Annotated in this window: 20 protein-coding genes; 2 read left to right on the top strand and 18 right to left on the bottom strand. The window is 46.7% G+C overall.

Annotated features, from left to right (window positions below):
- Nucleotides 1–41: 41 nt before the first annotated feature.
- From ACUALS_RS10525 to leuS, 8 genes are all read right to left on the bottom strand, one after another.
- Nucleotides 42–821 (bottom strand): septal ring lytic transglycosylase RlpA family protein, encoded by a 780-nt coding sequence (locus tag ACUALS_RS10525; RefSeq protein WP_454448328.1) that lies wholly within the window; start codon nt 819–821, stop codon nt 42–44.
- Between the two features lies 1 nt (nt 822).
- On the bottom strand, nt 823–1,944 hold the full coding sequence (gene rodA / locus ACUALS_RS10520) for a rod shape-determining protein RodA (protein WP_005476702.1): 1,122 nt from the start codon (nt 1,942–1,944) through the stop codon (nt 823–825).
- Entirely contained in the window at nt 1,944–3,833 is a 1,890-nt protein-coding gene (mrdA, locus tag ACUALS_RS10515) for a penicillin-binding protein 2 (RefSeq protein ID WP_454448327.1), read from the bottom strand. Before mrdA ends, rodA begins: the two co-directional genes overlap by 1 nt.
- 7 nt (nt 3,834–3,840) lie before the next feature.
- Nucleotides 3,841–4,311 carry a 23S rRNA (pseudouridine(1915)-N(3))-methyltransferase RlmH gene (gene rlmH, locus ACUALS_RS10510; RefSeq protein WP_005476695.1) on the bottom strand — a complete coding sequence of 157 codons (471 nt, stop codon included), beginning with the start codon at nt 4,309–4,311 and terminating at the stop codon, nt 3,841–3,843.
- 2 nt (nt 4,312–4,313) lie between these two features.
- A complete protein-coding gene (gene rsfS / locus ACUALS_RS10505) occupies nt 4,314–4,631 on the bottom strand; it encodes a ribosome silencing factor (RefSeq protein ID WP_005476693.1) in 318 nt (105 codons plus the stop codon).
- Nucleotides 4,632–4,703: 72 nt separating this feature from the next.
- Nucleotides 4,704–5,717: a DNA polymerase III subunit delta gene (gene holA / locus ACUALS_RS10500; protein ID WP_454448326.1), complete on the bottom strand. Its 1,014-nt coding sequence runs from the start codon at nt 5,715–5,717 to the stop codon at nt 4,704–4,706.
- 9 nt (nt 5,718–5,726) lie between these two features.
- A complete protein-coding gene (locus tag ACUALS_RS10495) occupies nt 5,727–6,347 on the bottom strand; it encodes an LPS-assembly lipoprotein LptE (RefSeq protein ID WP_005476696.1) in 621 nt (206 codons plus the stop codon).
- Nucleotides 6,348–6,509: 162 nt separating this feature from the next.
- The gene (gene leuS, locus ACUALS_RS10490) at nt 6,510–9,083 is read right to left on the bottom strand and encodes a leucine--tRNA ligase (RefSeq protein WP_454448325.1); all 2,574 of its coding nucleotides are present in this window, start codon (nt 9,081–9,083) and stop codon (nt 6,510–6,512) included.
- 190 nt (nt 9,084–9,273) lie between these two features.
- Here leuS and ACUALS_RS10485 point away from each other — a divergent pair, with 190 nt between their 5' ends.
- A complete protein-coding gene (locus tag ACUALS_RS10485; RefSeq protein ID WP_454448324.1) occupies nt 9,274–9,744 on the top strand; it encodes a zinc ribbon-containing protein in 471 nt (156 codons plus the stop codon).
- Between the two features lie 63 nt (nt 9,745–9,807).
- On the opposite strand, the gene lnt is transcribed toward ACUALS_RS10485, so the two are convergent.
- The 5 genes from lnt to miaB all read right to left on the bottom strand — a co-directional run bounded on the left by lnt (nt 9,808) and on the right by miaB (nt 15,439).
- Nucleotides 9,808–11,331, bottom strand: a complete 1,524-nt coding sequence (gene lnt, locus ACUALS_RS10480; protein WP_454448323.1) for an apolipoprotein N-acyltransferase — start codon at nt 11,329–11,331, stop codon at nt 9,808–9,810.
- Nucleotides 11,332–11,369: 38 nt separating this feature from the next.
- On the bottom strand, nt 11,370–12,269 hold the full coding sequence (gene corC / locus ACUALS_RS10475; RefSeq protein WP_005476694.1) for a CNNM family magnesium/cobalt transport protein CorC: 900 nt from the start codon (nt 12,267–12,269) through the stop codon (nt 11,370–11,372).
- A 79-nt stretch (nt 12,270–12,348) separates the two neighbouring features.
- Complete coding sequence (ybeY, locus tag ACUALS_RS10470) at nt 12,349–12,813, bottom strand: rRNA maturation RNase YbeY (RefSeq protein ID WP_005476689.1); 465 nt, start codon at nt 12,811–12,813, stop codon at nt 12,349–12,351.
- Entirely contained in the window at nt 12,813–13,919 is a 1,107-nt protein-coding gene (locus ACUALS_RS10465) for a PhoH family protein (protein ID WP_039626082.1), read from the bottom strand. Before ACUALS_RS10465 ends, ybeY begins: the two co-directional genes overlap by 1 nt.
- 95 nt (nt 13,920–14,014) lie before the next feature.
- Nucleotides 14,015–15,439, bottom strand: a complete 1,425-nt coding sequence (gene miaB / locus ACUALS_RS10460) for a tRNA (N6-isopentenyl adenosine(37)-C2)-methylthiotransferase MiaB (protein ID WP_038215519.1) — start codon at nt 15,437–15,439, stop codon at nt 14,015–14,017.
- 289 nt (nt 15,440–15,728) lie between these two features.
- Between miaB and ACUALS_RS10455 the strand changes: the two genes are divergently transcribed.
- Nucleotides 15,729–16,907, top strand: coding sequence for a 2-octaprenyl-3-methyl-6-methoxy-1,4-benzoquinol hydroxylase (locus ACUALS_RS10455; RefSeq protein WP_454449248.1), 1,179 nt, complete (start codon nt 15,729–15,731; stop codon nt 16,905–16,907).
- Nucleotides 16,908–16,979: 72 nt separating this feature from the next.
- Here the strand turns inward: ACUALS_RS10455 and crr are convergent, their stop codons facing one another.
- From crr to cysZ, 5 genes are all read right to left on the bottom strand, one after another.
- A complete protein-coding gene (gene crr / locus ACUALS_RS10450) occupies nt 16,980–17,489 on the bottom strand; it encodes a PTS glucose transporter subunit IIA (protein ID WP_038139456.1) in 510 nt (169 codons plus the stop codon).
- A 105-nt stretch (nt 17,490–17,594) separates the two neighbouring features.
- Nucleotides 17,595–19,319, bottom strand: coding sequence for a phosphoenolpyruvate-protein phosphotransferase PtsI (gene ptsI, locus ACUALS_RS10445; RefSeq protein WP_038139454.1), 1,725 nt, complete (start codon nt 19,317–19,319; stop codon nt 17,595–17,597).
- Nucleotides 19,320–19,458: 139 nt separating this feature from the next.
- Nucleotides 19,459–19,716, bottom strand: coding sequence for an HPr family phosphocarrier protein (locus ACUALS_RS10440; protein ID WP_004415108.1), 258 nt, complete (start codon nt 19,714–19,716; stop codon nt 19,459–19,461).
- A gap of 300 nt (nt 19,717–20,016) precedes the next feature.
- Nucleotides 20,017–20,985 carry a cysteine synthase A gene (cysK, locus tag ACUALS_RS10435; protein ID WP_038190388.1) on the bottom strand — a complete coding sequence of 323 codons (969 nt, stop codon included), beginning with the start codon at nt 20,983–20,985 and terminating at the stop codon, nt 20,017–20,019.
- Between the two features lie 197 nt (nt 20,986–21,182).
- Nucleotides 21,183–21,920 carry a sulfate transporter CysZ gene (gene cysZ / locus ACUALS_RS10430; protein ID WP_454448322.1) on the bottom strand — a complete coding sequence of 246 codons (738 nt, stop codon included), beginning with the start codon at nt 21,918–21,920 and terminating at the stop codon, nt 21,183–21,185.
- Between the last annotated feature and the right edge of the window lie 12 nt (nt 21,921–21,932).

Here is a 21,932-nt window from a genome sequence, read left to right as displayed (position 1 = left end):
TCTCTCAAGCTAGTGTCGTCTAGTGGCTTGGAGAATTAACTCTACAAGGATTTAATAAATGCACTCGAATAACCAAGTGTTTTTACTTGTTCTAAGGTTTTTTGAGTTTGCATATAGTCATTAAATGGTCCTAAAAGTACTCGATGGACGTCATTTTCAGACCCTACATAACTCTCAACCGCAAGTTTTTGCCCCAGCTCTTGTGCCAAAGTTTGGACGCGCTGTGAATGCTGTGATGAAGCAACTTGCACAACAAACTTTGGCAACGCTTGTTGTTTGTGGGCTTCGGTTGGTTTGTCGACCTTGATGACTCGAATCGACACATTCGCTGTCCCCGTTTTGATGACATCGAGTTTAGTGGCGGCGGCGTAGCTTAAATCTATGATGCGTCCAGGGTGAAAAGGACCTCTGTCATTGACACGGACGATGGCTTTTTTGCCATTGTCTTGATTGGTCACTTCCACATAGCTTGGCAAAGGTAAGGTCTTATGTGCCGCTGTCATGGAATACATGTCATAGATCTCACCATTCGAAGTCAGGTGGCCATGGAATTTTTTTCCGTACCAAGAAGATATGCCTTGCTCGGTAAAGCCTGTGCTGTCTTTGATGATGGTGTAGTGGTTTCCGCGCAGCGTGTAATCTTTGTTCCCGCCTAAACTGTAAGGTTCATATTGCGGGACAGCGTCTTCAATATGATCAACAGAGATAGGTTTCTCAGGTGCGACGTCATCATCCAGGGAGTAGCGTTTAGACGGTGCAGAAGAACAGCCTACCAATAGAATGCTCGCGCAAGCCAATGCCAGCAGTGTTTTGTTTGTCATACTATGTTGCCTTCGAAAACGCTTTTCTGTGTGTGTGAATCGACATCAAAATACCAAAGCCTGCCATGAGCGTCACCATTGAGGTGCCACCATAACTGATCAGAGGAAGAGGAACGCCCACAACTGGTAAAATCCCGCTTACCATGCCAATGTTTACAAAAACGTAAACAAAGAAACTTAGCACGATACTGCCAGCCATCATGCGGCCAAAGGCGGTTTGGGCCTTGCTCGCGAGGTAGAGTCCGCGTCCGATGATGTAGAGGTAGATACTGAGCAACGCAAGAATACCGATCAGTCCCCATTCTTCTGCGATTACGGCAAAAATAAAGTCGGTGTGGCGCTCTGGGAGAAATTCCAATTGGGATTGAGTTCCCTGCATCCAACCTTTACCGGAGATACCCCCTGAGCCAATCGCGATTTTACTTTGGATAATGTGGTAGCCCGCCCCCAAAGGATCTGATTCTGGGTTAAACAGCGTTCTTACACGGACTTTTTGGTATTCGCGCATCAAGAAGAACCACAAAATGGGTAAGAAGGCGCCAAGACCACACGCAGCAGCGAAGATGATTCTCCAACTGATACCCGCAAGGAAAATCACGAAGATGCCCGAGGCTGCAATCAAAATTGAAGTGCCTAAGTCGGGTTGCTTGGCGATTAATATGGTCGGGACAAACACCATCACCAAAGAAATCACTAGGGTTTGGAATGTCGGCGGCAGGGCTCGTTTACCAATGTAGCGGGCGATCATGAGCGGAACCGCGAGCTTCAGTAGCTCCGACGGTTGAAAACGAACAAAACCTAGGTTCAGCCAGCGCTGCGCCCCTTTGGAAGCTTCGCCAAAAAAGAGTACCCCGAGTAGTAAAAGAATACCGCCAGCAAACATGAGTGGCGCCAAGGTTTCATAGGTTCTAGGTGGTATCTGAGCCAAAATAAGCATCACGCCAAGGGCTAAGCCCATACGCATTGCTTGGCGATCCATCATCGCAAGGCTTTGGCCACTTGCACTGTACATAACGATTAGGCCAAAGCCCATAAGTACCAATATGCCTAGTAGCAATGGTAAATCGATATGGAAACGCTCGAACAGAGCGCGGTTTTGGCCAGTTGAAGGATCAAAATCCATTATTTTTCAGCCTCTTTTTTCTCTACGAGCACGTGATCAAACACTTGGCGTACCACAGGACCACCGTTGCTTGAGCCACCGCCTGCGTTTTCAAGGACAATTGTCACGACGATTTCAGGATCGTCAATGGGGGCGAAGCCAGTAAAGAGCGCATGGTCGCGCAGGTGCTCGGCAATTTCGTCTGCGTTGTATTTTTCATCTTCGCCTAAGCCAAATACCTGAGCTGTACCTGATTTACCGGCGCTGACATACTCGGTGTTGTAGAAGGCTCTCCGAGCCGTTCCTTTTTTTCCGTGGTTTACAAGACGCATTCCCTCTATCGCAAGGTCCCAGTACTTCTCTTTGACCCCTTCGATTGGAGGGTAGGTATAAGTCTCAAGCTCTGAAAGCTCCTGTTTCTCAAAACGCTCACCGTTAACGATGGTCGCTCTTAACAGGTGTGGAGCAATACGTTTGCCTCGGTTAACCAGCACCGAGGTCGCTTTGGCAATTTGCATTGGCGTTGCTGTCCAGTAACCTTGGCCGATGCCAACAGGAATGGTGTCCCCTTGATACCAAGGCACGCGATGACGAGCCATTTTCCAGTCACGGGTTGGCATATTCGCTTTGCTCTCTTCACGAATATCTAGCCCAGTGTAATCACCAAAGCCAAACATCATCATCCAATTGGATATACGATCAATCCCCATGTCATACGCGACTTGGTAGAAGAAGGTATCTACGGATTCTTCAATTGATTTGACGATATCTACCTTGCCATGCCCCCACGGGAGCCAATCTCGGAATGGTCGAGTTTTCGAGTTTGGAATTCGCCAGTAGCCAGGATCGTTACGAGTAGTATTTGGTGTTATGACACCTTCTTGAAGCGCAGCCACCGCCATAAAGGGTTTAATCGTCGACGCTGGAGGATAGATGCCTAACGTGGCTCGGTTCACCAGCGGGCGATTTTTGTCATTAAGTAGTGCTCGATAGTCTTTGCCAGAAATACCATGTACGAAGGCATTCGGGTCGTAGCTTGGGCTTGACACCATTGCCAATACACCATTGTCTTTAGGATCGAGTACCACGGCACTACCGCGTCGGTCTGCTAAGAGATCATGGATATAGAGTTGTAAGTCGATATCGAGGTTTAAGACAATATCTTTACCCGGCTCAGGTGGAACGTATTTTAGCGTGCGTATGATGCGACCACGGCTATTGACTTCAACCTCTTGGTAACCTGCTGTTCCGTGCAGCAAATCTTCGTAGTAGCGTTCGATACCCAACTTACCGATGTCGCGAGTGGCTTGATAGTTTGCGTCTTTCTCTTCGCGGACGAGGCGCTGCATATCACGGTCATTGATTCGCGAAACGTAGCCAATCACATGGGTTAACACCTCGCCATAAGGGTAATGGCGTTTCAGAGCCGCGTTGACGGATACCCCAGGAAATTTGTGCTGATTGACCGAAAATTTCGCCACCTGCTCAGGTGTTAATTGAGTCAAAATAGGCACGGACTTAAAGCGACGTGTCTGGCGGCGCTCTTTTTGAAAGCGTTCAATCTGGTCAGGGGTTATGGTAAGGATTTGTTGAAGGCTGGCAATGGTTGCCTCCATATCCTCGATTTTCTCTGGCGTGATCTCAAGGCTAAATACTGGACGGTTTTCAGCCAGTAATTTACCGTTACGATCATAAATAAGCCCACGGTTTGGTGCGATTGGGACGACCTTGATTCGGTTGTCGTTTGAGCGGGTTTTGTAATCTTGAAACTGATTAACTTGTATGTTGTACAAGTTCGTCACCAAAAGTCCCATCATGGCAACGATGCCTATAAAAGCGACAATAGCACGATTTTTAAACAGTCGTGCTTCTTCTTGATAGTCCCTTATTTGGGAGCGCTTTCGTAACATGAATCGATTATTCTCGGTGGTAAGGGTGGTTTGCGGTAATGCTCCACGCTCGGTACAAACTTTCCGCCATGACGATGCGGACGAGTGGATGAGGCAAGGTTAGTGCTGATAGAGACCAACTTTGATCCGCGGCTGCTTTACAAGCGGGGGCGAGTCCTTCTGGACCACCAATCAAAATGGATACATCTCGACCATCTAACTTCCAGCTCTCAAGCTGCTCGGCCAACTGAGGCGTATCCCATTTTTTACCAGGAATATCTAGCGTAACAATTCGATTGCCTTTTGGCACGGCAGCAAGCATGGCTTCGCCTTCTTTTTGCAGAATTCTTGCAATGTCGGCGTTTTTACCGCGTTTGCCAGCTGGAATTTCAATCAGCTCTAGTGGCATGTCGTGAGGAAAACGGCGTTTATACTCCTGAAACCCTTCTTCGACCCATTTCGGCATTTTGGTACCAACGGCAATCAATTGTAATTTCATGGTTAGCCCCAAAGCTTCTCGAGTTGGTAAAGTTCGCGTTGCTCTTCTTGCATGACGTGTACGATAGTTGTGCCCATATCCAGTACAACCCATTCGCCTTCCGCTTCGCCATCAATACCCAGAGGGGTAAGGCCGGCCAGTTTGGATTCTTTAGCAACGTGATCGGCAATCGATGCAACGTGACGTTTTGAAGTGCCAGTACAGATAATCATGTAGTCCGTAATGCTAGATTTACCTTGGACATCAATAGTTTTGATATCTTGGGCTTTCATATCATCGGCTTTATCTACTAAGAAATCATTCAGTTCTTCAAGTTGCAAGGTGTTGTCCTCGTTATGTCAATTCTGTTCACAAGTGGGTGCCCAAAGGGCGGCGCAGTATATCACGCTTTTTTAAAGCTTCACCTGAGGCAGGCACATCTGCGTACTTAACTGGTGTAATAGTGGCCAACTGGATTGGTCGTACTGAGTTTTGGTTAGGATCTCGATTTTTGCCAAAAGCTGCAGCAGTGTTTTTACATTGGCAATAGAGAGCCTAGTTAGCGCGGCTGAATATAGTGGCCGCTTGGATTGCCAGATTCGATACGACTCAAACACTCGGCCAATGGGCTCGGTCTGCATCATTTGCAACATGGCCAGTAGTTGTTGAAGCTCTTTTTGAATGGTGCGTGCCAGTATCACCATTTCCACGCCTTCCGCTTCAAGTTGGCGCATGATTCGTTGAGCGCGATTGGCTTTTCCCGCCAGCAGTGCATCAATCCAGTGGAAAGCGGTGAAGTGGTTGTGTCGGCTGAGTGACTCTTCCAATCGAATCAAGTTCAATTGGCCGTCAGGGTAGAGAAGCGCGAGCTTTTCCAAACTTTGTGTTAAGGCAAATACGTTGCCTTCATGCCACTGTGCCAGCATTTGGATTGCTTCTGGATCCGGCTTTAGGTTAAGCGCACGACAGCGAGCTTGAACGAACTGAGGTAGACGCTGAATATCAGGTGTTAGGCAATTTACCCAGCAGCCATTCGTTGAGAGGGCTTTAAACCACTTGGCATTTTCTTGCGCTTTCGTCAGTTTGGTGCCGATAACGACAAGGAGCACGTCTTGATGCAGCATGTCAGCAAGGGCTAAAAGCTCCTTCGCGATGGCCGCATTAACGCCGGATTCTGGCAGTTCCAATTCGATGATTTGTCGAGCTGAGAATAAGCTCATGGCTTGGCAACAGTCGTAGACAAGGTTCCAATCGAAGCTGCTGTCTATTGCAAAGCGATGTCGTTCTTCGAACCCTTGGCTTAGCGCCGCTTTTTGTATTGCCTGACGTGACTCCTGTAGTAGCAACGGTTCATTGCCAAAGAGAAGGTACGTAGGGTGGAGCTGCTTGTTGACTTGCTCTAACAGTCGGTCGGCAAAAATGCGCATGAAAACCTCTTACTGACCTGATTTATCCGTAGAGTAAGTTTTAATGCGATATTGCTCATCGTCGTCTTTGAGTGATATTTCTTCAGCATCGTCATTGAGTTCATCGTGTGCGATGTCTGCTCGTAAACGCGCCATTTGACGAACAATTTGAGTGGCGGCCAGTTTGCGCATTTCATCTTCAATCATGTCTCGTTCGACCGATTTTGCCAGCGCGCTGAGAGGGTTATCAAGGTAGCTTCGAGTCACGCTTGTCGAATAGGTTTTCGTGCCCACATCGGGAACCGTTACTCGGTAAGAGGCGCGGAAGGTGATCTCTTTTTCCGCCGCACGGGTGTTCTGGTACAAAGATAGTGTACGCTCGCCAACGCCTTCACTAACAAGGTGTAGATTTGGCACGTTAGCAGCGGGTGGCACAATATCCACCTCACTCAAGCGTAATTGGCCTTTCATCATGCGAGTAAAGGTGCTGTATGGGTCATAACTGGTAAGAGATAAGGTGTTTAATTCGTCAGGTACCGAGTAATCTCCACGCAGGTGGAAACCACAACCAGCCAGTAGGCTTGCCATGAGTACAGCAGAAGTGAGCTTTACAGTTGAATCAGATAACAGGCGCGATACACGGCGAAACATAGATTAATGGCTCTCGTTTATGGATTTACTTATCTTACGGCTCTATTTAACCCAAACGGGGTAGAGCTTTAAGATAAATAAAGCAGGGCGACACTCTAGTTCAATAAACTAAAGTTACCCTGCTTAAGACTTATTTATCTGCGATTAGTTCGCAACACTTTCTTAGTTCGCAACGATGTTCAGAAGTTTACCTGGTACGTAGATAACTTTACGTACTGTTTTGCCTTCGGTGAACTTAGTGACGTTCTCATCGTTTAGACCTAGCGCTTCGATATCTTCTTTAGAGATATCTGCTGGTACGGTGAGTTTCGCACGTAGCTTACCGTTTACTTGAACGATGATTAGCTTCTCATCTTCAACCAGTGCTTTCTCGTCGAACGTTGGCCATACAGCATTGTCGATGTCGGCTTCACCTAGCGCAGCCCATAGCTCGTATGAGATGTGCGGAGTGATTGGGTAAAGCATTGCAACTACCGCTTTTAGCGCTTCATCAAGGATTGCACGATCTTGTGCAGATTCTTGAGGCGCTTTCGCTAGCTTGTTCATCAGTTCCATGATCGCAGCGATTGCTGTGTTGAACGTTTGACGACGAGCGATATCGTCCGTCACTTTCGCGATAGTTTTGTGAACGTCGCGGCGAAGTGCTTTTTGGTCACCAGAAAGTGCAGATGTATCGACTGCTTCTGCTGCACCTTTTGATGTGTGCTCTTTAACCAGTTTCCATACACGTTTCAGGAAGCGGTTAGCACCTTCAACGCCTGACTCTTGCCACTCAAGTGTCATGTCTGCAGGAGATGCGAACATCATGAATAGACGTACTGTGTCAGCACCGTACTTGTCTACCATCTCTTGTGGGTCGATACCGTTGTTCTTCGACTTAGACATTTTGATCATGCCTGAGTGGGTAACATCGCGGCCTTCCGTATCTTTCGCAGAAGTAATGCGGCCTTTACCGTCACGCTCAACAGCAACGTCAGTTGGTGCAACCCACTCTTTACCGCCTTTCTCGTTCTCGAAGTAGAACGCGTCTGCTAGTACCATGCCTTGACACAGTAGTTGCTTGAACGGTTCGTCAGACGTTACGTAACCAGCGTCACGTAGCAATTTGTGGAAGAAACGAGAGTACAGTAGGTGCATACAAGCGTGCTCGATACCACCGATGTACTGATCTACTGGTAGCCAGTAGTTCGCTTTTTCTGGATCTAGGATGTCGTCAGCTTGCGGGCTGCAGTAACGTGCGTAGTACCAAGAAGATTCCATGAACGTATCGAACGTATCTGTCTCACGTAGAGCAGGTTCGCCGTTGAACGTTGTCTTCGCCCACTCTTTGTCAGCTTTGATGGGGCTAGTTACGCCGTCCATTACCACGTCTTCTGGAAGGATTACTGGTAGTTGGTCAGCTGGTACAGGGTGAACTTCACCGTCTTCAGTGGTTACCATAGGGATTGGCGCACCCCAGTAACGCTGACGAGATACGCCCCAGTCACGTAGACGGAAATTAACAGTCTTCGTGCCTTTGCCTTCTGCTTCTAGTTTTGCTGCGATTGCGTCGAATGCCGCTTGGAATTCAAGGCCGTCGAATTCACCTGAATCGAACAGTACACCTTTTTCTGTGTATGCCGCTTCAGAAACGTCTAGCTCGCTGCCGTCAGCAGGCTTGATTACAGGGATGATGTCTAGATCGTACTTAGTCGCGAACTCGTAGTCACGTTGGTCGTGCGCAGGTACTGCCATAACAGCGCCTGTACCGTAGTCCATCAGTACGAAGTTAGCCACGTAAACTGGCACTTCACGACCGTTCAATGGGTGAATCGCAGTAAGGCCAGTAGCCATACCTTTCTTCTCCATTGTCGCCAGTTCCGCTTCCGCTACTTTGTTGTTCTTACACTCGTCAATGAAGGCTGCAAGCTCAGGGTTGTTCTCAGCTGCGATAGCCGCTAGAGGGTGACCTGCTGCGATACCCACGTAAGTCACACCCATTAGTGTGTCTGGACGTGTTGTGTAAACTTCTAGGTCTTGTTGACCTTTCACTTCAAACTTAAGCTCTACGCCTTCAGAGCGGCCGATCCAGTTGCGCTGCATGGTCTTAACCATTTCAGGCCAGCCGTCTAGGTTATCTAGATCGTCTAGTAGCTCTTGAGCGTATTCAGTGATCTTAATGAACCACTGTGGAATTTCTTTTTGCTCTACCGGCGTGTCACAACGCCAGCAGCAACCATCTTCAACCTGCTCGTTTGCCAGTACCGTTTGGTCGTTTGGACACCAGTTAACTGATGAAGTCTTCTTGTACACTAGGCCTTTGTTGTAAAGCTTAGTGAAGAACGCTTGCTCCCAACGGTAGTACTCAGGCGTACACGTTGCGAACTCACGGTTCCAGTCGTAACCAAAGCCTAGCAGCTTAAGCTGGTTCTTCATGTACTCAATGTTTTCGTAAGTCCATGGTGCAGGTGCAGTGTTGTTCTTCACCGCTGCGTTTTCTGCAGGAAGACCAAACGCATCCCAACCGATTGGCTGCATGACGTTTTTGCCTTGTAGACGTTGGAAACGAGATACCACATCACCGATAGTGTAGTTACGCACGTGACCCATGTGCAGTCGGCCACTTGGGTATGGGAACATAGAGAGACAGTAGAATTTTTCTTTGTTTGGGTCTTCACTTACAACAAAGGTCTTGTTGTTATCCCAGTGCTGTTGAACCTTTTGTTCAATATCTTGCGGGTTATATTGTTCTTGCATCGATGATATCCGGTTATCTTGGAATTTGTGAGTTCGGTTAGAACAGACATTAATAGATCGTCATAGAATACCTAAAGGAGAGGGGCACAACAATAGCCAATACCCACTCAAAGCACGTAAAGATGGTGATGTTTATTGCCTTTAACAGGCTTTATGAATGTGCATCAGTGAATCGAAAAGGAGGTTAGCGATGCCAAAACGCAAAACAGGTTATGAGGAGATGTTTGAAGATGTGGTCGAAGCACTCAAGCATAGTCCTGACGAAGTTAACCACGTTTTAGAAACCTCGGGTAAAGTGGTTGATGCCGCCAATGATTTAACCAAAGATGAGCTGGCTTTGGTTTCTGCTTACGTTAAGTCAGATTTGAAAGAGTTTGCTGACAACTATGAAGACTCCAAAAACGGTCCGTTTTATTTGATGATTGCCGATTCCATTTGGCAAGGTCTACTGGAGATCACTGATCGAACGAAAGTCGAATGGGTTGAACTGTTCGAGGATCTAGAACATCAGGGCTTGTATGAAGCAGGAGAGGTGATCGGCCTTGGCGCTTTAGTGTGTGATAAATGTGGCCACAAAACTGAGTACAATCATCCGACGATTATCATTCCATGCACCAAGTGTGGCGGCAAAGGCTTTAGCCGCCAAGCGCTGAAACCCTAATCGAAACACCGCCTTGAAGCAAAATGAAAAGGGCTGACGCATTGGCGTCAGCCCTTTTTCTATTTAGTCATTAGACTGTTTGGTTCTCCAACGCCAGCCTATCGCTAAGCTCAGTATCGTCCACAGATAGAGTGGCCAAGTCCCAAGTTGGCGGTAGGGTGTCTGGCCCTCTGTCGAGACGATTTCTGCTCTTAAAACGCCAGTTTCAAATTGCGGCAACTGAGCAACGATATGGCCTTGATAATCGGTCACCGCAGTGACGCCATTATTGGTAGAACGAATCACAGGTTTACCAAGCTCTAAAGCACGCATTCGTGCAATTTCCATATGCTGCAACGGGCCAATTGAACGGCCAAACCAAGCGTCGTTAGACAAGGTGAGAATAAAATCTGTCTCTTCGGTAACGTTTTGGCGCACTTGCTCATTAAAGATGATTTCGTAGCACAGTGCTGGCGCCATCTGTTTACCATTTGCATCAATATTGGCTTGCACAAACTCACCTCGACTGAAAGAGGACATCGGCAAATTAAAGAACGGCGCCAGGGGCCTTAGTATGGTTTCAAACGGGACGAACTCACCAAAAGGTAATAGATGATGTTTGTGATAGCGCTGACTCATATCGAAGCGGTAGTCGCCGTATGCGGTCTTACCGACAGTCAGAATACTGTTGTAGAACTTCCTGTTTTCCCCTTGGTTGACAACCCCTGTGATGACCGCGCTGTGGTTGAGTTTAGCAGCTGAGTCGAGATTGCTTAGAAAGGAGGAGATTTCGAACTCAAAAGCTGGGATGGCGGCTTCTGGCCAAATAATAATATCGGCATCCCAGTTTTCTCGCGTTAGATCGGTGTACTTCATAATGGTAGGCCAACGCTCGCTAGGCAGCCATTTGAGCTCTTGAGCGATATTGCCTTGAATCAGAGCCAGTTTAGTCGTGCTGTCTGGATTAGGCGTGACCCAGTTCGCCGATTTGAGCCCAAACCCTGCCGATAAGATAATTGCTGGAATGAGCAGTTGGAGCCATTGGCGGTGAAGCAACGCATATGCAATCGCACCCGAGCTTACAATGCTTAGAAAGGTGAGCAGTTCAACACCACCAAGAGGTGCAAAGTGCGCGAGTGGACTCTCTATCTGGCTGTAGCCGATCCACAGCCAAGGGAAGCCTGTCATTACCCAGCCGCGTAACCAATCGGCGATGAGCCATAGTACGGGAGCGATCAGCAGAAGACGAATTCGGTTGGATTGCGGGAAAAAGCGATTGAGTGTCCATGTAAACAAGGCGCTATACATCGCCAGATAGCCAATGAGCAGTGTCATTAGGAACACACTGGCAATCTTTGGCATGCCACCAAAATTATCGATACTGATATGGACCCAGCTGATGCCAGTAGCAAACTGACCTAAACCCCATGCGTAGCCAATCCACAAGGCACGCTTGGCACTTTGCTGGTGGATTAAGAGCAAAAGAATCGCGGGAGAAATAATGGCTAGCGGCCAAAGTTGATAGGGAGCAAAGGCTAGTGTGGTTATCGCGCCAACAAAAACGGCCGCGAACGGCCGTTTTAGGCGATGCAAAATAGGATTTAACATCGTTATCTTTTCTGAATATCCCCTGAGGGAAATTAGCGTTACTCTTCGGTTGGTTCCGGAAGAGACTCTTCGTCAGGAATGGTGACTTGAAGTTGTAGCACTCGACGGTTGTCTGCAGAGGTGACTTTGAAGCTGTACTGCTCAATCTCGACCACTTCCCCACGCGAAGGTAGATGACCAAACGCAGTCATGACCATGCCACCTACCGTATCGACTTCGTCATCGCTGAACGACGTATTGAAGGTTTCGTTGAACTCTTCAATGGTCGTGAGCGCTTTCACGGCAAACGTATGTTTGCTGAGCTTGCGAATGTCTAGTTGTTCTTCATCATCAAATTCATCTTCGATATCACCAACGATTTCTTCGAGGATATCTTCGATAGTGACAAGACCAGATACACCGCCAAACTCATCGACCACAATCGCCATATGATAGCGTTCCTCTCGGAACTCCTTGAGCAAACGATCGACACGCTTACTTTCAGGAACAACCACCGCAGGGCGGATAACTTGTTCGATATCAAACGGCGCACTTTGAGAGCCTAAATATTTAAGTAAGTCCTTCGCTAACAGAATACCTTCTACATGGTCTTTGTCTTCGCTGATGACTGGGTAGCGCGAGTGTTGCGCATCAGTAATCAGGTTAACTAGAGCGTCTAAATCGTCGCTTCGGTCAACGGTGACCATTTGCGAGCGTGGGATCATGATGTCACGCACTCGCATTTCAGAAATCTCCATCACACCTTCGAGCATATCGCGAGTGTCATGGTCGATTAGGTCATTCTCTTCAGAGTCGCGGAACACTTCCACGAGCTCTTGGCGATCTTTTGGTTCACCTTGGAAAAGTTGACCTAGGCGTCCGAAGAAGGACTTTCTACTCGGACCTTCAGATTTTTCTTTCTTACCTTCTAGAGAAGAGGGCGAATTATCTTCGTTCATTGTTTCTCATTTAAGTAACGCTATCAGAAGTGTGATAGCACACGTTCGTAACATAGAGCGATGTTGAAGTGGCGCTATGTTACTGTTTCTCAGCTAAGTATGGGTCTTCAAAGCCCATCTCTTGCATGATTTCGGTTTCGAGTGACTCCATCTCTTCGGCTTCGTCATCCTCGATATGATCATAACCTAGCAGATGCAGACTGCCATGTACAACCATATGCGCCCAGTGAGCAAGCAGAGGTTTATTTTGCTCTTGTGCTTCACGCTCGACGACTTGCTTACAAATAATCAGGTCACCCAACAGATTTATCTCAATGCCTGGTGGCACTTCGAAAGGAAAAGAGAGCACATTGGTTGGTTTATCTTTTCCACGATACTCGTGGTTAAGTTGATGGCTTTCTTCTTCGTCTACAATCCTGATCGTAAGCTCTGCATCCTGTTGAAATGGGATGATGGTCTTGTCTAGCCAGGTTTGAAAGTCCTGCTCTGTTGGGAGGCCTTCATTGCTTTCGACTGCAAATTGTAAGTCGAGTTCAATAGTCATTATTTACCTTCCGATACTTCGGCTTGAACTTGCTTCGAGAGCTCCGCTTTTGCGGTTTCTAGTAGCTTCGCTTCTCGCTCTTCACGACGCTTTTTCTCGAACTCTTTACGTTCTTTTTGGTCTTGCGCTTCCCACTTTTCGTAGGCGTTTACAATTCGTGCCACAACAGGGTGACGCACGACATCGTCAGCTTGGAAGAAGTTGAAGCTTATATCATCCACTTCACTTAATACTTCGATAGCGTGACGAAGACCTGATTTTGCGCCTCGCGGTAAATCGATCTGAGTGATGTCACCAGTAATGACCGCACGTGAGTTAAAGCCGATACGCGTTAAGAACATCTTCATCTGTTCAACAGTGGTGTTCTGGCTCTCGTCCAAGATGATAAAGGCATCGTTAAGAGTTCGACCGCGCATGTAGGCGAGCGGTGCCACTTCAATCACGTTACGTTCAATCAGTTTCTCTACTTTTTCGAAGCCTAGCATTTCAAATAAGGCGTCGTATAGTGGACGAAGGTATGGGTCTACCTTTTGGCTCAAATCACCGGGCAGGAAACCGAGTTTTTCACCGGCCTCAACCGCTGGGCGAGTCAAGAGGATTCGGCGAATTTCTTGTCGCTCTAATGCGTCAACGGCTGCTGCGACAGCAAGGTAGGTTTTACCTGTACCGGCAGGACCAATACCGAAAGAGATGTCATGAGTGACCATGTTCATCAGGTACTGACCTTGGTTCGGTGTCCGTGGCTTAATGACGCCTTTCTTTGTTTTGATGAACACTTCTTTACCGTGTTCAAACTCAGATTCGGTGTTTTGTTCTAATACGCCTGTTTCTTTGATCGCTAGATGGATTTCATCGGGTTCGATATCAGGAATATTACCGCGAACAGGCGCCGTATTGACGTAAAGCGTTTTGATGATTTCGAGTGCAGCAGCAGAAGTATGCGGTTTACCCACGATGGTAAAGAAGTTACCGCGATAGCTAATTTCAACACCGAGACGGCGCTCAAGATGTTTGATGTTGTCGTCGAATGGGCCGCAAAGACTGGCTAGGCGACGGTTATCAGAAGGTTCTAGATTAATTTCTAAAGTAACAATTTTATTGCTCAAAGTTGCCTCTCATTTATGGCAGCCCGATTGAGACCGGACTGCCAATGATCATGTATACCTATCTAAGATGGTCACTTAGAAAGGCATTTTCAAGCCTAAGGCGTAAAGGTTGCTACACCTAGCTCGTCTTCTCGCTTGGTTTTCGCCATCATTTGCGTTGGTGAAATGATGCTGCGCAGATCCATGTCTTTCTCTGTACGAACCAATTCGCCACGTAATGAGTTGGCAAACACGTCTGTGATTTTCACATCAACAAATTGACCGATGAGGTCAGCGCTGCCTTCGAAGTTAACCACGCGGTTGTTCTCTGTACGAGCGCGAAGCTCCATTAGATTCTTTTTCGATGGACCTTCGACCAGTACGCGCTGTTCTGTGCCTAACATTAGGCGAGAGTAGCGCATTGCTTGTGCGTTGATGGTTTGTTGAAGCTCGTATAGGCGCTCTTTTTTCTCTTGCTCTGGTACGTCACATGGGTAGTCTGCCGCTGGCGTACCTGGACGTGGTGAGAAGATAAAGCTGAAGCTCATATCGAAATCAACGTCTTTGATTAGCTTCATTGTGTCTTGGTGATCTTTTGCTGTTTCACCTGGGAAGCCCACAATGAAGTCAGAGCTGATTTGAATATCAGGGCGCGCTTTACGCAGCTTGCGAATGATCGATTTGTATTCGATGGCTGTGTGTGGACGCTTCATCATCGTAAGAATACGGTCACTACCACTTTGTACTGGTAGGTGCAGGAAGCTTACTAGTTCAGGCGTATCTTCGTAGACGGCAATGATGTCGTCAGTAAACTCAAGCGGGTGGCTAGTTGTGAAGCGAATACGGTCAATACCATCGATAGACGCTACTAAGCGAAGCAGTTCAGCAAAGCTACAGATGTCACCATCATGCATAGGACCACGGTATGCGTTTACGTTTTGACCTAGTAGGTTAACTTCACGTACGCCTTGCTCTGCTAGTTGAGCAATCTCGAACAGTACGTCATCCATTGGACGGCTAACTTCTTCACCGCGAGTGTAAGGTACCACGCAATAAGTACAGTATTTGGAACAGCCTTCCATGATAGAAACGAATGCGGTAGCGCCTTCAGCACGAGGCTCTGGCAGGCGGTCAAACTTTTCGATCTCTGGGAAAGAGATGTCCATTACAGGCGCTTCGTCTGATTGAGACTGTTTTATCATCTCAGGAAGACGGTGCAGAGTTTGTGGGCCGAAGATTACGTCGACAAACGGTGCACGTTCACGAATGTGATCGCCTTCTTGGGTGGCAACACAACCACCAACGCCGATAACAACGCCTGGCTTTTTATCTTTAAGAGTTTTCCAACGACCTAGCTGATGGAATACCTTCTCTTGTGCTTTTTCGCGGATAGAACAGGTATTCAGTAGTAGTACGTCTGCTTCTTCTGGTTCTTCTGTAAGCTCGTAGCCATTAGCCGCGTTCATTAGATCTGCCATTTTCGATGAATCGTATTCGTTCATCTGGCAACCCCAGGTTTTAATTAGCAGTTTTTTACTCATGTTGTTCGCTCGATCGTTAGTTTAAATTAAGGGAGCAAATCGCCCAATGTTTCCAGTAAATCATCAAAACATGGTCGGTTTTGTGACTGTTTTTTAGCCGCCCTCACGGCGGTAAGCGGCGTATTGTACTGCTTTCAAAACCACCTGACTAGTGCTGGCTTGAAATCAGTTAAACCCTATATTGTACAAGGGGTTTACCCAGATAGAGGGTGAGGTTTTTAGTTACATTTTAGTAATGAAAACGTACAATGAAAAACAGTCAATGAATCAATCAATTGAAGTGCGAAATATGAGCAAGTTTGATGTTGCCGTTATCGGCGGAGGCATGGTGGGTGCCGCTATCGCTATTGGTTTTGCTAAGCAGGGCAGACAAGTGGCCGTAGTGGAAGGTGCTGCGCCCAAGTCATTTTCTCCTGAGCAGCCGCTTGATATACGCGTCTCGGCAATTTCCGAGCATTCTGTTGCCATATTGGAGCAGCTTGGAGCGTGGGATGCGATCAAACAGATGCGCGTTTGCCCTTATCGCCGACTGGAAACGTGGGAGCACCCAGAGTGCCGCACGCGTTTCCATGCAGACTCATTAGAGATGGATCAGCTAGGGTTTATCATCGAGAATAGATTGATTCAACTTGGCCTTTGGCAGCAATTGGAACAGTACCAGAACATTACGTTGTATTGCCCTGATAGGCTCGATGATATTGAGTTTGGTGATACGAATCGGATCAAACTGGCATCTGGCACCGAGTTGAGTGCTGATTTGACGGTGGGTGCCGATGGCGCGAACTCAAAAGTGCGTCAGCTTGCGGGCATTGGTGTGACTGCTTGGGATTATCGTCAGCATTGCATGCTCATTAATGTGGAGACGCAATTACCACAGCAAGACATTACTTGGCAGCAGTTTACTCCATCAGGGCCTCGCTCTTTTTTGCCTCTTGCCTCGTTGAAGAGTGAAAGAGGAGAAACACCTCAAGGGTCGCTTGTTTGGTATGACTCACCAAGCCGGATTAAGCGTTTGGCGGCAATGTCTCCGGCAAAATTGCGCGAAGAAGTATTGGCTCACTTCCCACAAGAGCTTGGTGATATCAAAGTGCTTCAATCTGGTTCATTTCCGTTAACTCGTCGTCATGCTCAATGTTACTCGTCGAATCGATGTGTGCTGGTTGGTGATTCGGCTCATACCATCAACCCACTAGCGGGGCAGGGCGTAAACCTTGGCTTCAAAGATGTGGAAGTGCTGCTTGAGGTGACGCAAGGGAAAGGGGCTTTGTCAGATGAGCTACTTCGCTTGTATGAACGAAAGCGTCGACCAGATAACTTGCTGATGCAATCTGGAATGGATTTCTTCTACAAAAGCTTTAGTAACGACATTACGCCACTAAAATTGGTTCGCAATGCGGCTTTAAAGATTGCTGAAAATACAGGACCACTTAAAGCGCAAGTGTTGAGGTACGCTCTAGGGCTAAAGTGACTTTTGCCTGAATCACAGCCAATAAAAAACGCAGCCATGAGCTGCGTTTTTTGGTGTTTGGCTAAGTTATAATTACTTAGTTACACGTAGAACTGGAGTTTCACCAACAGTTACAGAACCAGAAAGCTTGTTCAGCTCTTTGATTTCGTCCATGTTAGAGATAACAACTGGAGTAAGAGTCGATTTCGCTTTCTCTTCTAGAAGAGCTAGATCGAATTCGATGATAGTGTCGCCAGCTTTAACAGTTTGACCTTCTTCAGCGATACGCTTGAAGCCTTCGCCTTTTAGCTCAACTGTGTCGATACCGAAGTGAACGAATAGCTCAACGCCGTCGTCAGATTCGATAGAAAACGCGTGGTTAGTCTCGAAGATCTTACCGATAGTACCGTTTACAGGAGCTACCATTTTGTTACCAGCAGGTTTGATAGCAATACCATCACCAACGATTTTCTCAGCGAAAACAACATCTGGCACATCTTCGATGTTTACGATTTCACCAGATAGAGGTGCGATAATTTCGATTGCACCCGCGTCAGCGCTGTCGTCAGATACTAGCTTCTTAAGTTTGTCAAACAGACCCATTGTGTCATGCTCCTAACGTTTTTATTTAATTCTGTCGAATTATAGTATACCAATCTTACGAGATAGACGACTTTTTTTACCGTCTATCTCATTGGAATTCGTCGATTATTGAGTTTTCTCAGCGATGAATTTTTCTACAACAGCTTCGATTTCTGCCGCTGTTGGTAGAGAAAGTGCTTCTTCAGCCATCGCTTTCACTTCTGCGAAGTTTGAGTTGCGGATAACTTTCTTCACTTTAGGGATAGAGATACCGCTCATAGAGAACTCATCTAGACCCATACCTAGAAGTAGAAGCGTTGCGCGCTCGTCGCCCGCTAGCTCACCACACATACCTGTCCATTTGCCTTCCGCGTGAGATGCATCGATAACCTGCTTGATTACCGTCAGCACTGCTGGAGATAGTGGGTTGTATAGGTGAGAAATCATCTCGTTACCACGGTCTACTGCCAGCGTGTACTGAGTCAGGTCGTTAGTACCGATAGAGAAGAAGGCTACTTCTTTCGCTAGGTGGTGTGCAATTGCAGCAGCTGCTGGAGTCTCAACCATTACACCGATTTCGATGTTCTCGTCGAATGCGTGGCCTTCAGCACGAAGTTCAGCTTTGTACTCTTCGATCGCTTTCTTCAGTTCACGGATTTCCTCAACAGAGATGATCATTGGGAACATGATGCGAAGCTTTCCGTGTGCTGATGCACGTAGGATACCGCGTAGCTGGTCGCGAAGAATTTCACGACGATCTAAGCTGATACGTACTGCGCGCCAGCCTAGGAATGGGTTCATCTCTTGTGGAAGATCCATGTATGGAAGATCTTTGTCACCACCGATGTCCATAGTACGGATGATTACTGATTCACCGTTCATTGCTTCTGCAACTTCTTTGTACGCTTGGTACTGCTCGTCTTCAGTAGGTAGAGCATCACGGTCCATGAATAGGAATTCAGTACGGTACAGACCAACGCCTTCACCGCCGTTACGGATGATACCGTCACAGTCTTTTACTGTACCGATGTTACCGCAAACTTCTACACGGTGACCGTCTAGAGTTTCAGCGTGAAGATCTTTCAGCTTAGCTAGCTCTTCTTTTTCAGCAACGAACGCTGCTTTAACTGCTTTCGCTTCTTCTAGCTCAGCTTCAGATGGGTTGATAACGATCTTGTTGTTCATCGCATCAAGAATCAGCATATCGCCATTCTTAACTTGCTTAGTGATGTCGTTAGTACCAACGATAGCTGGAAGCTCAAGAGAGCGAGCCATGATTGAAGTGTGAGAAGTACGACCGCCGATGTCACAAGCAAAACCAAGAACGTAGTCTAGGTTGATCTGTGCAGTTTCAGATGGCGTTAGGTCGTAAGCCACTAGGATAACTTCTTCATTGATATCGCTTAGAGAAACAATGTTGATGCCTAGTGCGTTTTTAACAAAGCGCGTGCCGATATCGCGGATATCTGTTGCACGTTCTTTTAGGTATTCGTCGTCAAGAGACTCAAGAGCAGACGCTTGCTCTTCGATCACTGTGTGAATCGCGTGATCAGCGGTCATCTTGTCGTTTTTGATTAGTGCTAGGATTTCTTCCTCTAGCTCTTCGTCTTCAAGAAGCATGATGTGACCTTCAAAGATCGCTTCTTTTTCTTCACCGAAGGTTTCAAGTGCTTTCTGTTTAACAGTTTCTAGCTGTGCAGCAGATTTGTTGCGTGCGTCAAAGAAACGCTGAACTTCTGCTTCAACTTGATCATCAGAAATGGTGTTTGTGTTTAGGACAATTTCATCTTCTTGAAGTAGTAGTGCTTTACCAATTGCAATACCAGGAGATGCTAGGATGCCTGAAATCATAGCCTTACCTTAAGTTGGTCAACTTTAAAAACGGGAGAAATAATGGGTGCGCTAACGATAATTTGTAGCTCAAATTTTGCTCTATTTCCAACAAAGCCATTTTGCTTTCACAAAATGGCTTTGAAAATAGAAGACCGGATTAGTGTAGTTGGTCCATTAGAGCAACTAGGTGGTCTACAGCTTGCTGAGCTTGTGGGCCCTCAGCTGAGATAGAAACTACTGTACCTTTAACTAGGCCTAGAGTTTGTAGTTTGAATAGGCTCTTTGCGCTAGCGCTTTTGCCGTTAGAAGTCACAGTGATGTCCGCGTCGAATGCTTTAGCTTCTTTAACGAACTGTGCAGCTGGACGAGTGTGAAGACCGTTTTCTGCAGTGATTTCTACTTGCTTCTCGTACATGTTATATACCCCAATTGATTTATATTTTGATAGTTTCTTAACCAGACTAGCTTAACCGTAAATGTCCTATTCTGCTAGGCGCACAACGTTCATTTCGTGTCAGAACTGATACTGGTTGTAAATTTTCCGCTTGTGATTTGAATCTGTGTTCAATCTCACGAACGACATAAATACGTAGTTAGCTTTTTTATTTTGAAGCTAAAAATAAAACTGCCCTGATATTACCAAAGGTGTGGCGAGGATCAACAAAAAAGCCCCTAAATGGGGCTTTTTTGGACGAAAAATTGATTTGACAACATATTACTGCTGGTTTTCTTTCTCGGTAAAGATACCTGCAAACAGTGCTGTACTTAGGTAACGTTCACCAGAGCTTGGTAGAACGGTAACAATTGTTTTTCCTTCAAATTCAGGTAGTTCCGCTAGGCGGTTAGCCGCAACGACAGCAGCGCCAGAAGAAATACCAGCAAGAATACCTTCCTCTTCCATTAGGCGTCTTGCCATAGCAATGGCTTCTTCAGAAGTCACTGCTTCAACTCGGTCAATAAGCTCTAAATCTAGGTTGCCAGGGATGAAGCCTGCACCAATACCTTGGATTTTGTGAGGAGCTGGTTGGATTTCTTCGCCTGCTAGCGCTTGTGCAATAACCGGTGATTCAGCTGGCTCAACCGCAACAGAAACAATGTTTTTGCCTTTCTCGCCTTTAATAAAGCGGCTTGTTCCCGTCAATGTACCACCCGTACCTACACCAGCAACGAATACATCCACTTCACCGTCAGTCGCTTCCCAAATTTCAGGACCAGTGGTTTTCTCGTGAATCTGTGGGTTAGCTGGGTTATTGAACTGTTGTAGCAATAGGTATTTTTCTGGGTTGCTAGCAACGATTTCTTCAGCCTTAGCAATTGCGCCTTTCATACCTTTCGCAGCTTCTGTTAGCTCTAGGTTAGCACCAAGGGCTTTAAGCAGTTTACGGCGCTCTAAGCTCATTGATTCAGGCATGGTAAGAGTCAGTTTGTAACCACGAGCAGCTGCAACGAACGCAAGCGCAACACCGGTGTTACCACTTGTTGGCTCGACAAGTTCTACGCCCGGTTTCAAAGTGCCAGCTTTTTCCGCTTCCCAAATCATGTTTGCGCCAATACGACACTTCACGCTGAAGCTTGGGTTGCGTGCTTCAACTTTAGCCAGAACTTTACCGTTGCTGACTTTGTTTAGGCGTACAAGAGGCGTGTTACCGATTGTTTGCGAGTTATCTTCGTAGATTTTGCTCATGATGTGATCCTTCATCTATTTAGAAGCTCTGCCCGATGACGTTAAGCAAAGCCATGTTGTTCTTTGTAATTTGACTGGGTAGAGATTAGGACAGCTGAAAAAACTAGAAAAGGATTAAAAAGTTATATGATATGAACTTGTACTGAGCAAAAAGAGAATAACGGGGCAAATGATGCGTATTCGCCCCCTTGAGTTTATTACTTTTTGAACTCTGCAATCCACATTGCGGTAGCACCACAGACGGCAACAGGCATCACAATAAGATTTAGAATAGGGACCGTCGTAAAAATACTAACCAAGGCGCCAAATGAATACGCTTTGCCTTGTTTTTGTTTCAAATTGTTACGCATGTCGTTGAAGCTTATCTTGTGATTATCGAACGGGTAATCACAATACTGAATGGCCAATATCCAAGCCGTAAAAGCAAACCAAAGAAAGGGGCCAATAGTTTGACCGAGCGCAGGGATTAGCAGCAGTAAAAAAAGCCCGATTGCTTTTGGCAATACGTAGACGAGCTTTCGCCATTCACGAGCGAGGATTCTTGGTGTGTCCTTTATAGTGGAGAGCAAGCCATCCTCGTTCACTTTTTGTTGAGTTAAGTGCTCTTCAACTTTTTCAGCCAGCAAACCGTTAAACGGTGCCGCAACAAAGTTTGCGAGGGTGCTGAAGAAATAAGAGAACGTCGCCAGTATGGTGAGAACCAATAACGGCCATAATAAGTAGCTAAGCCAAGACAGAAACTCAGGAAGCTGACCAATGAGGTATTCGATCCAAACGTCTAAATGCGAAAAAAGATAAAAAAGCGCACCGCCTACTAGAATAACGTTGGCCAAAAGTGGCAGTAGCACGAACTGTCGAATGCCAGGTCGCATGGCGAGATTGAGGCCATAAAAAAAGTAACCAAATCCACTGCGTTGGTGTTGAGAGTAATCCATAGTTGAGTGTCA

This window comes from Vibrio sp. NH-7 (assembly GCF_053643215.1).
Note: the sequence above shows the minus strand (reverse complement) of the source record. Positions and strands in the feature narration are given on the sequence as shown.

What these genes read in the sequence shown, in the direction of transcription:
- mrdA (WP_454448327.1), bottom strand. Translation starts at nt 3,833, where the DNA reads ATGTTACGAAAGCGCTCCCAAATAAGGGACTATCAAGAAGAAGCACGA.
- leuS (WP_454448325.1), bottom strand. Translation starts at nt 9,083, where the DNA reads ATGCAAGAACAATATAACCCGCAAGATATTGAACAAAAGGTTCAACAG.
- ACUALS_RS10440 (WP_004415108.1), bottom strand. Translation starts at nt 19,716, where the DNA reads ATGTACGAGAAGCAAGTAGAAATCACTGCAGAAAACGGTCTTCACACT.
- ACUALS_RS10485 (WP_454448324.1), top strand. Translation starts at nt 9,274, where the DNA reads ATGCCAAAACGCAAAACAGGTTATGAGGAGATGTTTGAAGATGTGGTC.
- lnt (WP_454448323.1), bottom strand. Translation starts at nt 11,331, where the DNA reads ATGTTAAATCCTATTTTGCATCGCCTAAAACGGCCGTTCGCGGCCGTT.
- cysZ (WP_454448322.1), bottom strand. Translation starts at nt 21,920, where the DNA reads ATGGATTACTCTCAACACCAACGCAGTGGATTTGGTTACTTTTTTTAT.
- rlmH (WP_005476695.1), bottom strand. Translation starts at nt 4,311, where the DNA reads ATGAAATTACAATTGATTGCCGTTGGTACCAAAATGCCGAAATGGGTC.
- ACUALS_RS10525 (WP_454448328.1), bottom strand. Translation starts at nt 821, where the DNA reads ATGACAAACAAAACACTGCTGGCATTGGCTTGCGCGAGCATTCTATTG.
- ACUALS_RS10455 (WP_454449248.1), top strand. Translation starts at nt 15,729, where the DNA reads ATGAGCAAGTTTGATGTTGCCGTTATCGGCGGAGGCATGGTGGGTGCC.
- cysK (WP_038190388.1), bottom strand. Translation starts at nt 20,985, where the DNA reads ATGAGCAAAATCTACGAAGATAACTCGCAAACAATCGGTAACACGCCT.
- corC (WP_005476694.1), bottom strand. Translation starts at nt 12,269, where the DNA reads ATGAACGAAGATAATTCGCCCTCTTCTCTAGAAGGTAAGAAAGAAAAA.
- ptsI (WP_038139454.1), bottom strand. Translation starts at nt 19,319, where the DNA reads ATGATTTCAGGCATCCTAGCATCTCCTGGTATTGCAATTGGTAAAGCA.
- ybeY (WP_005476689.1), bottom strand. Translation starts at nt 12,813, where the DNA reads ATGACTATTGAACTCGACTTACAATTTGCAGTCGAAAGCAATGAAGGC.
- holA (WP_454448326.1), bottom strand. Translation starts at nt 5,717, where the DNA reads ATGCGCATTTTTGCCGACCGACTGTTAGAGCAAGTCAACAAGCAGCTC.
- miaB (WP_038215519.1), bottom strand. Translation starts at nt 15,439, where the DNA reads ATGAGTAAAAAACTGCTAATTAAAACCTGGGGTTGCCAGATGAACGAA.
- crr (WP_038139456.1), bottom strand. Translation starts at nt 17,489, where the DNA reads ATGGGTCTGTTTGACAAACTTAAGAAGCTAGTATCTGACGACAGCGCT.
- rodA (WP_005476702.1), bottom strand. Translation starts at nt 1,944, where the DNA reads ATGGATTTTGATCCTTCAACTGGCCAAAACCGCGCTCTGTTCGAGCGT.
- ACUALS_RS10495 (WP_005476696.1), bottom strand. Translation starts at nt 6,347, where the DNA reads ATGTTTCGCCGTGTATCGCGCCTGTTATCTGATTCAACTGTAAAGCTC.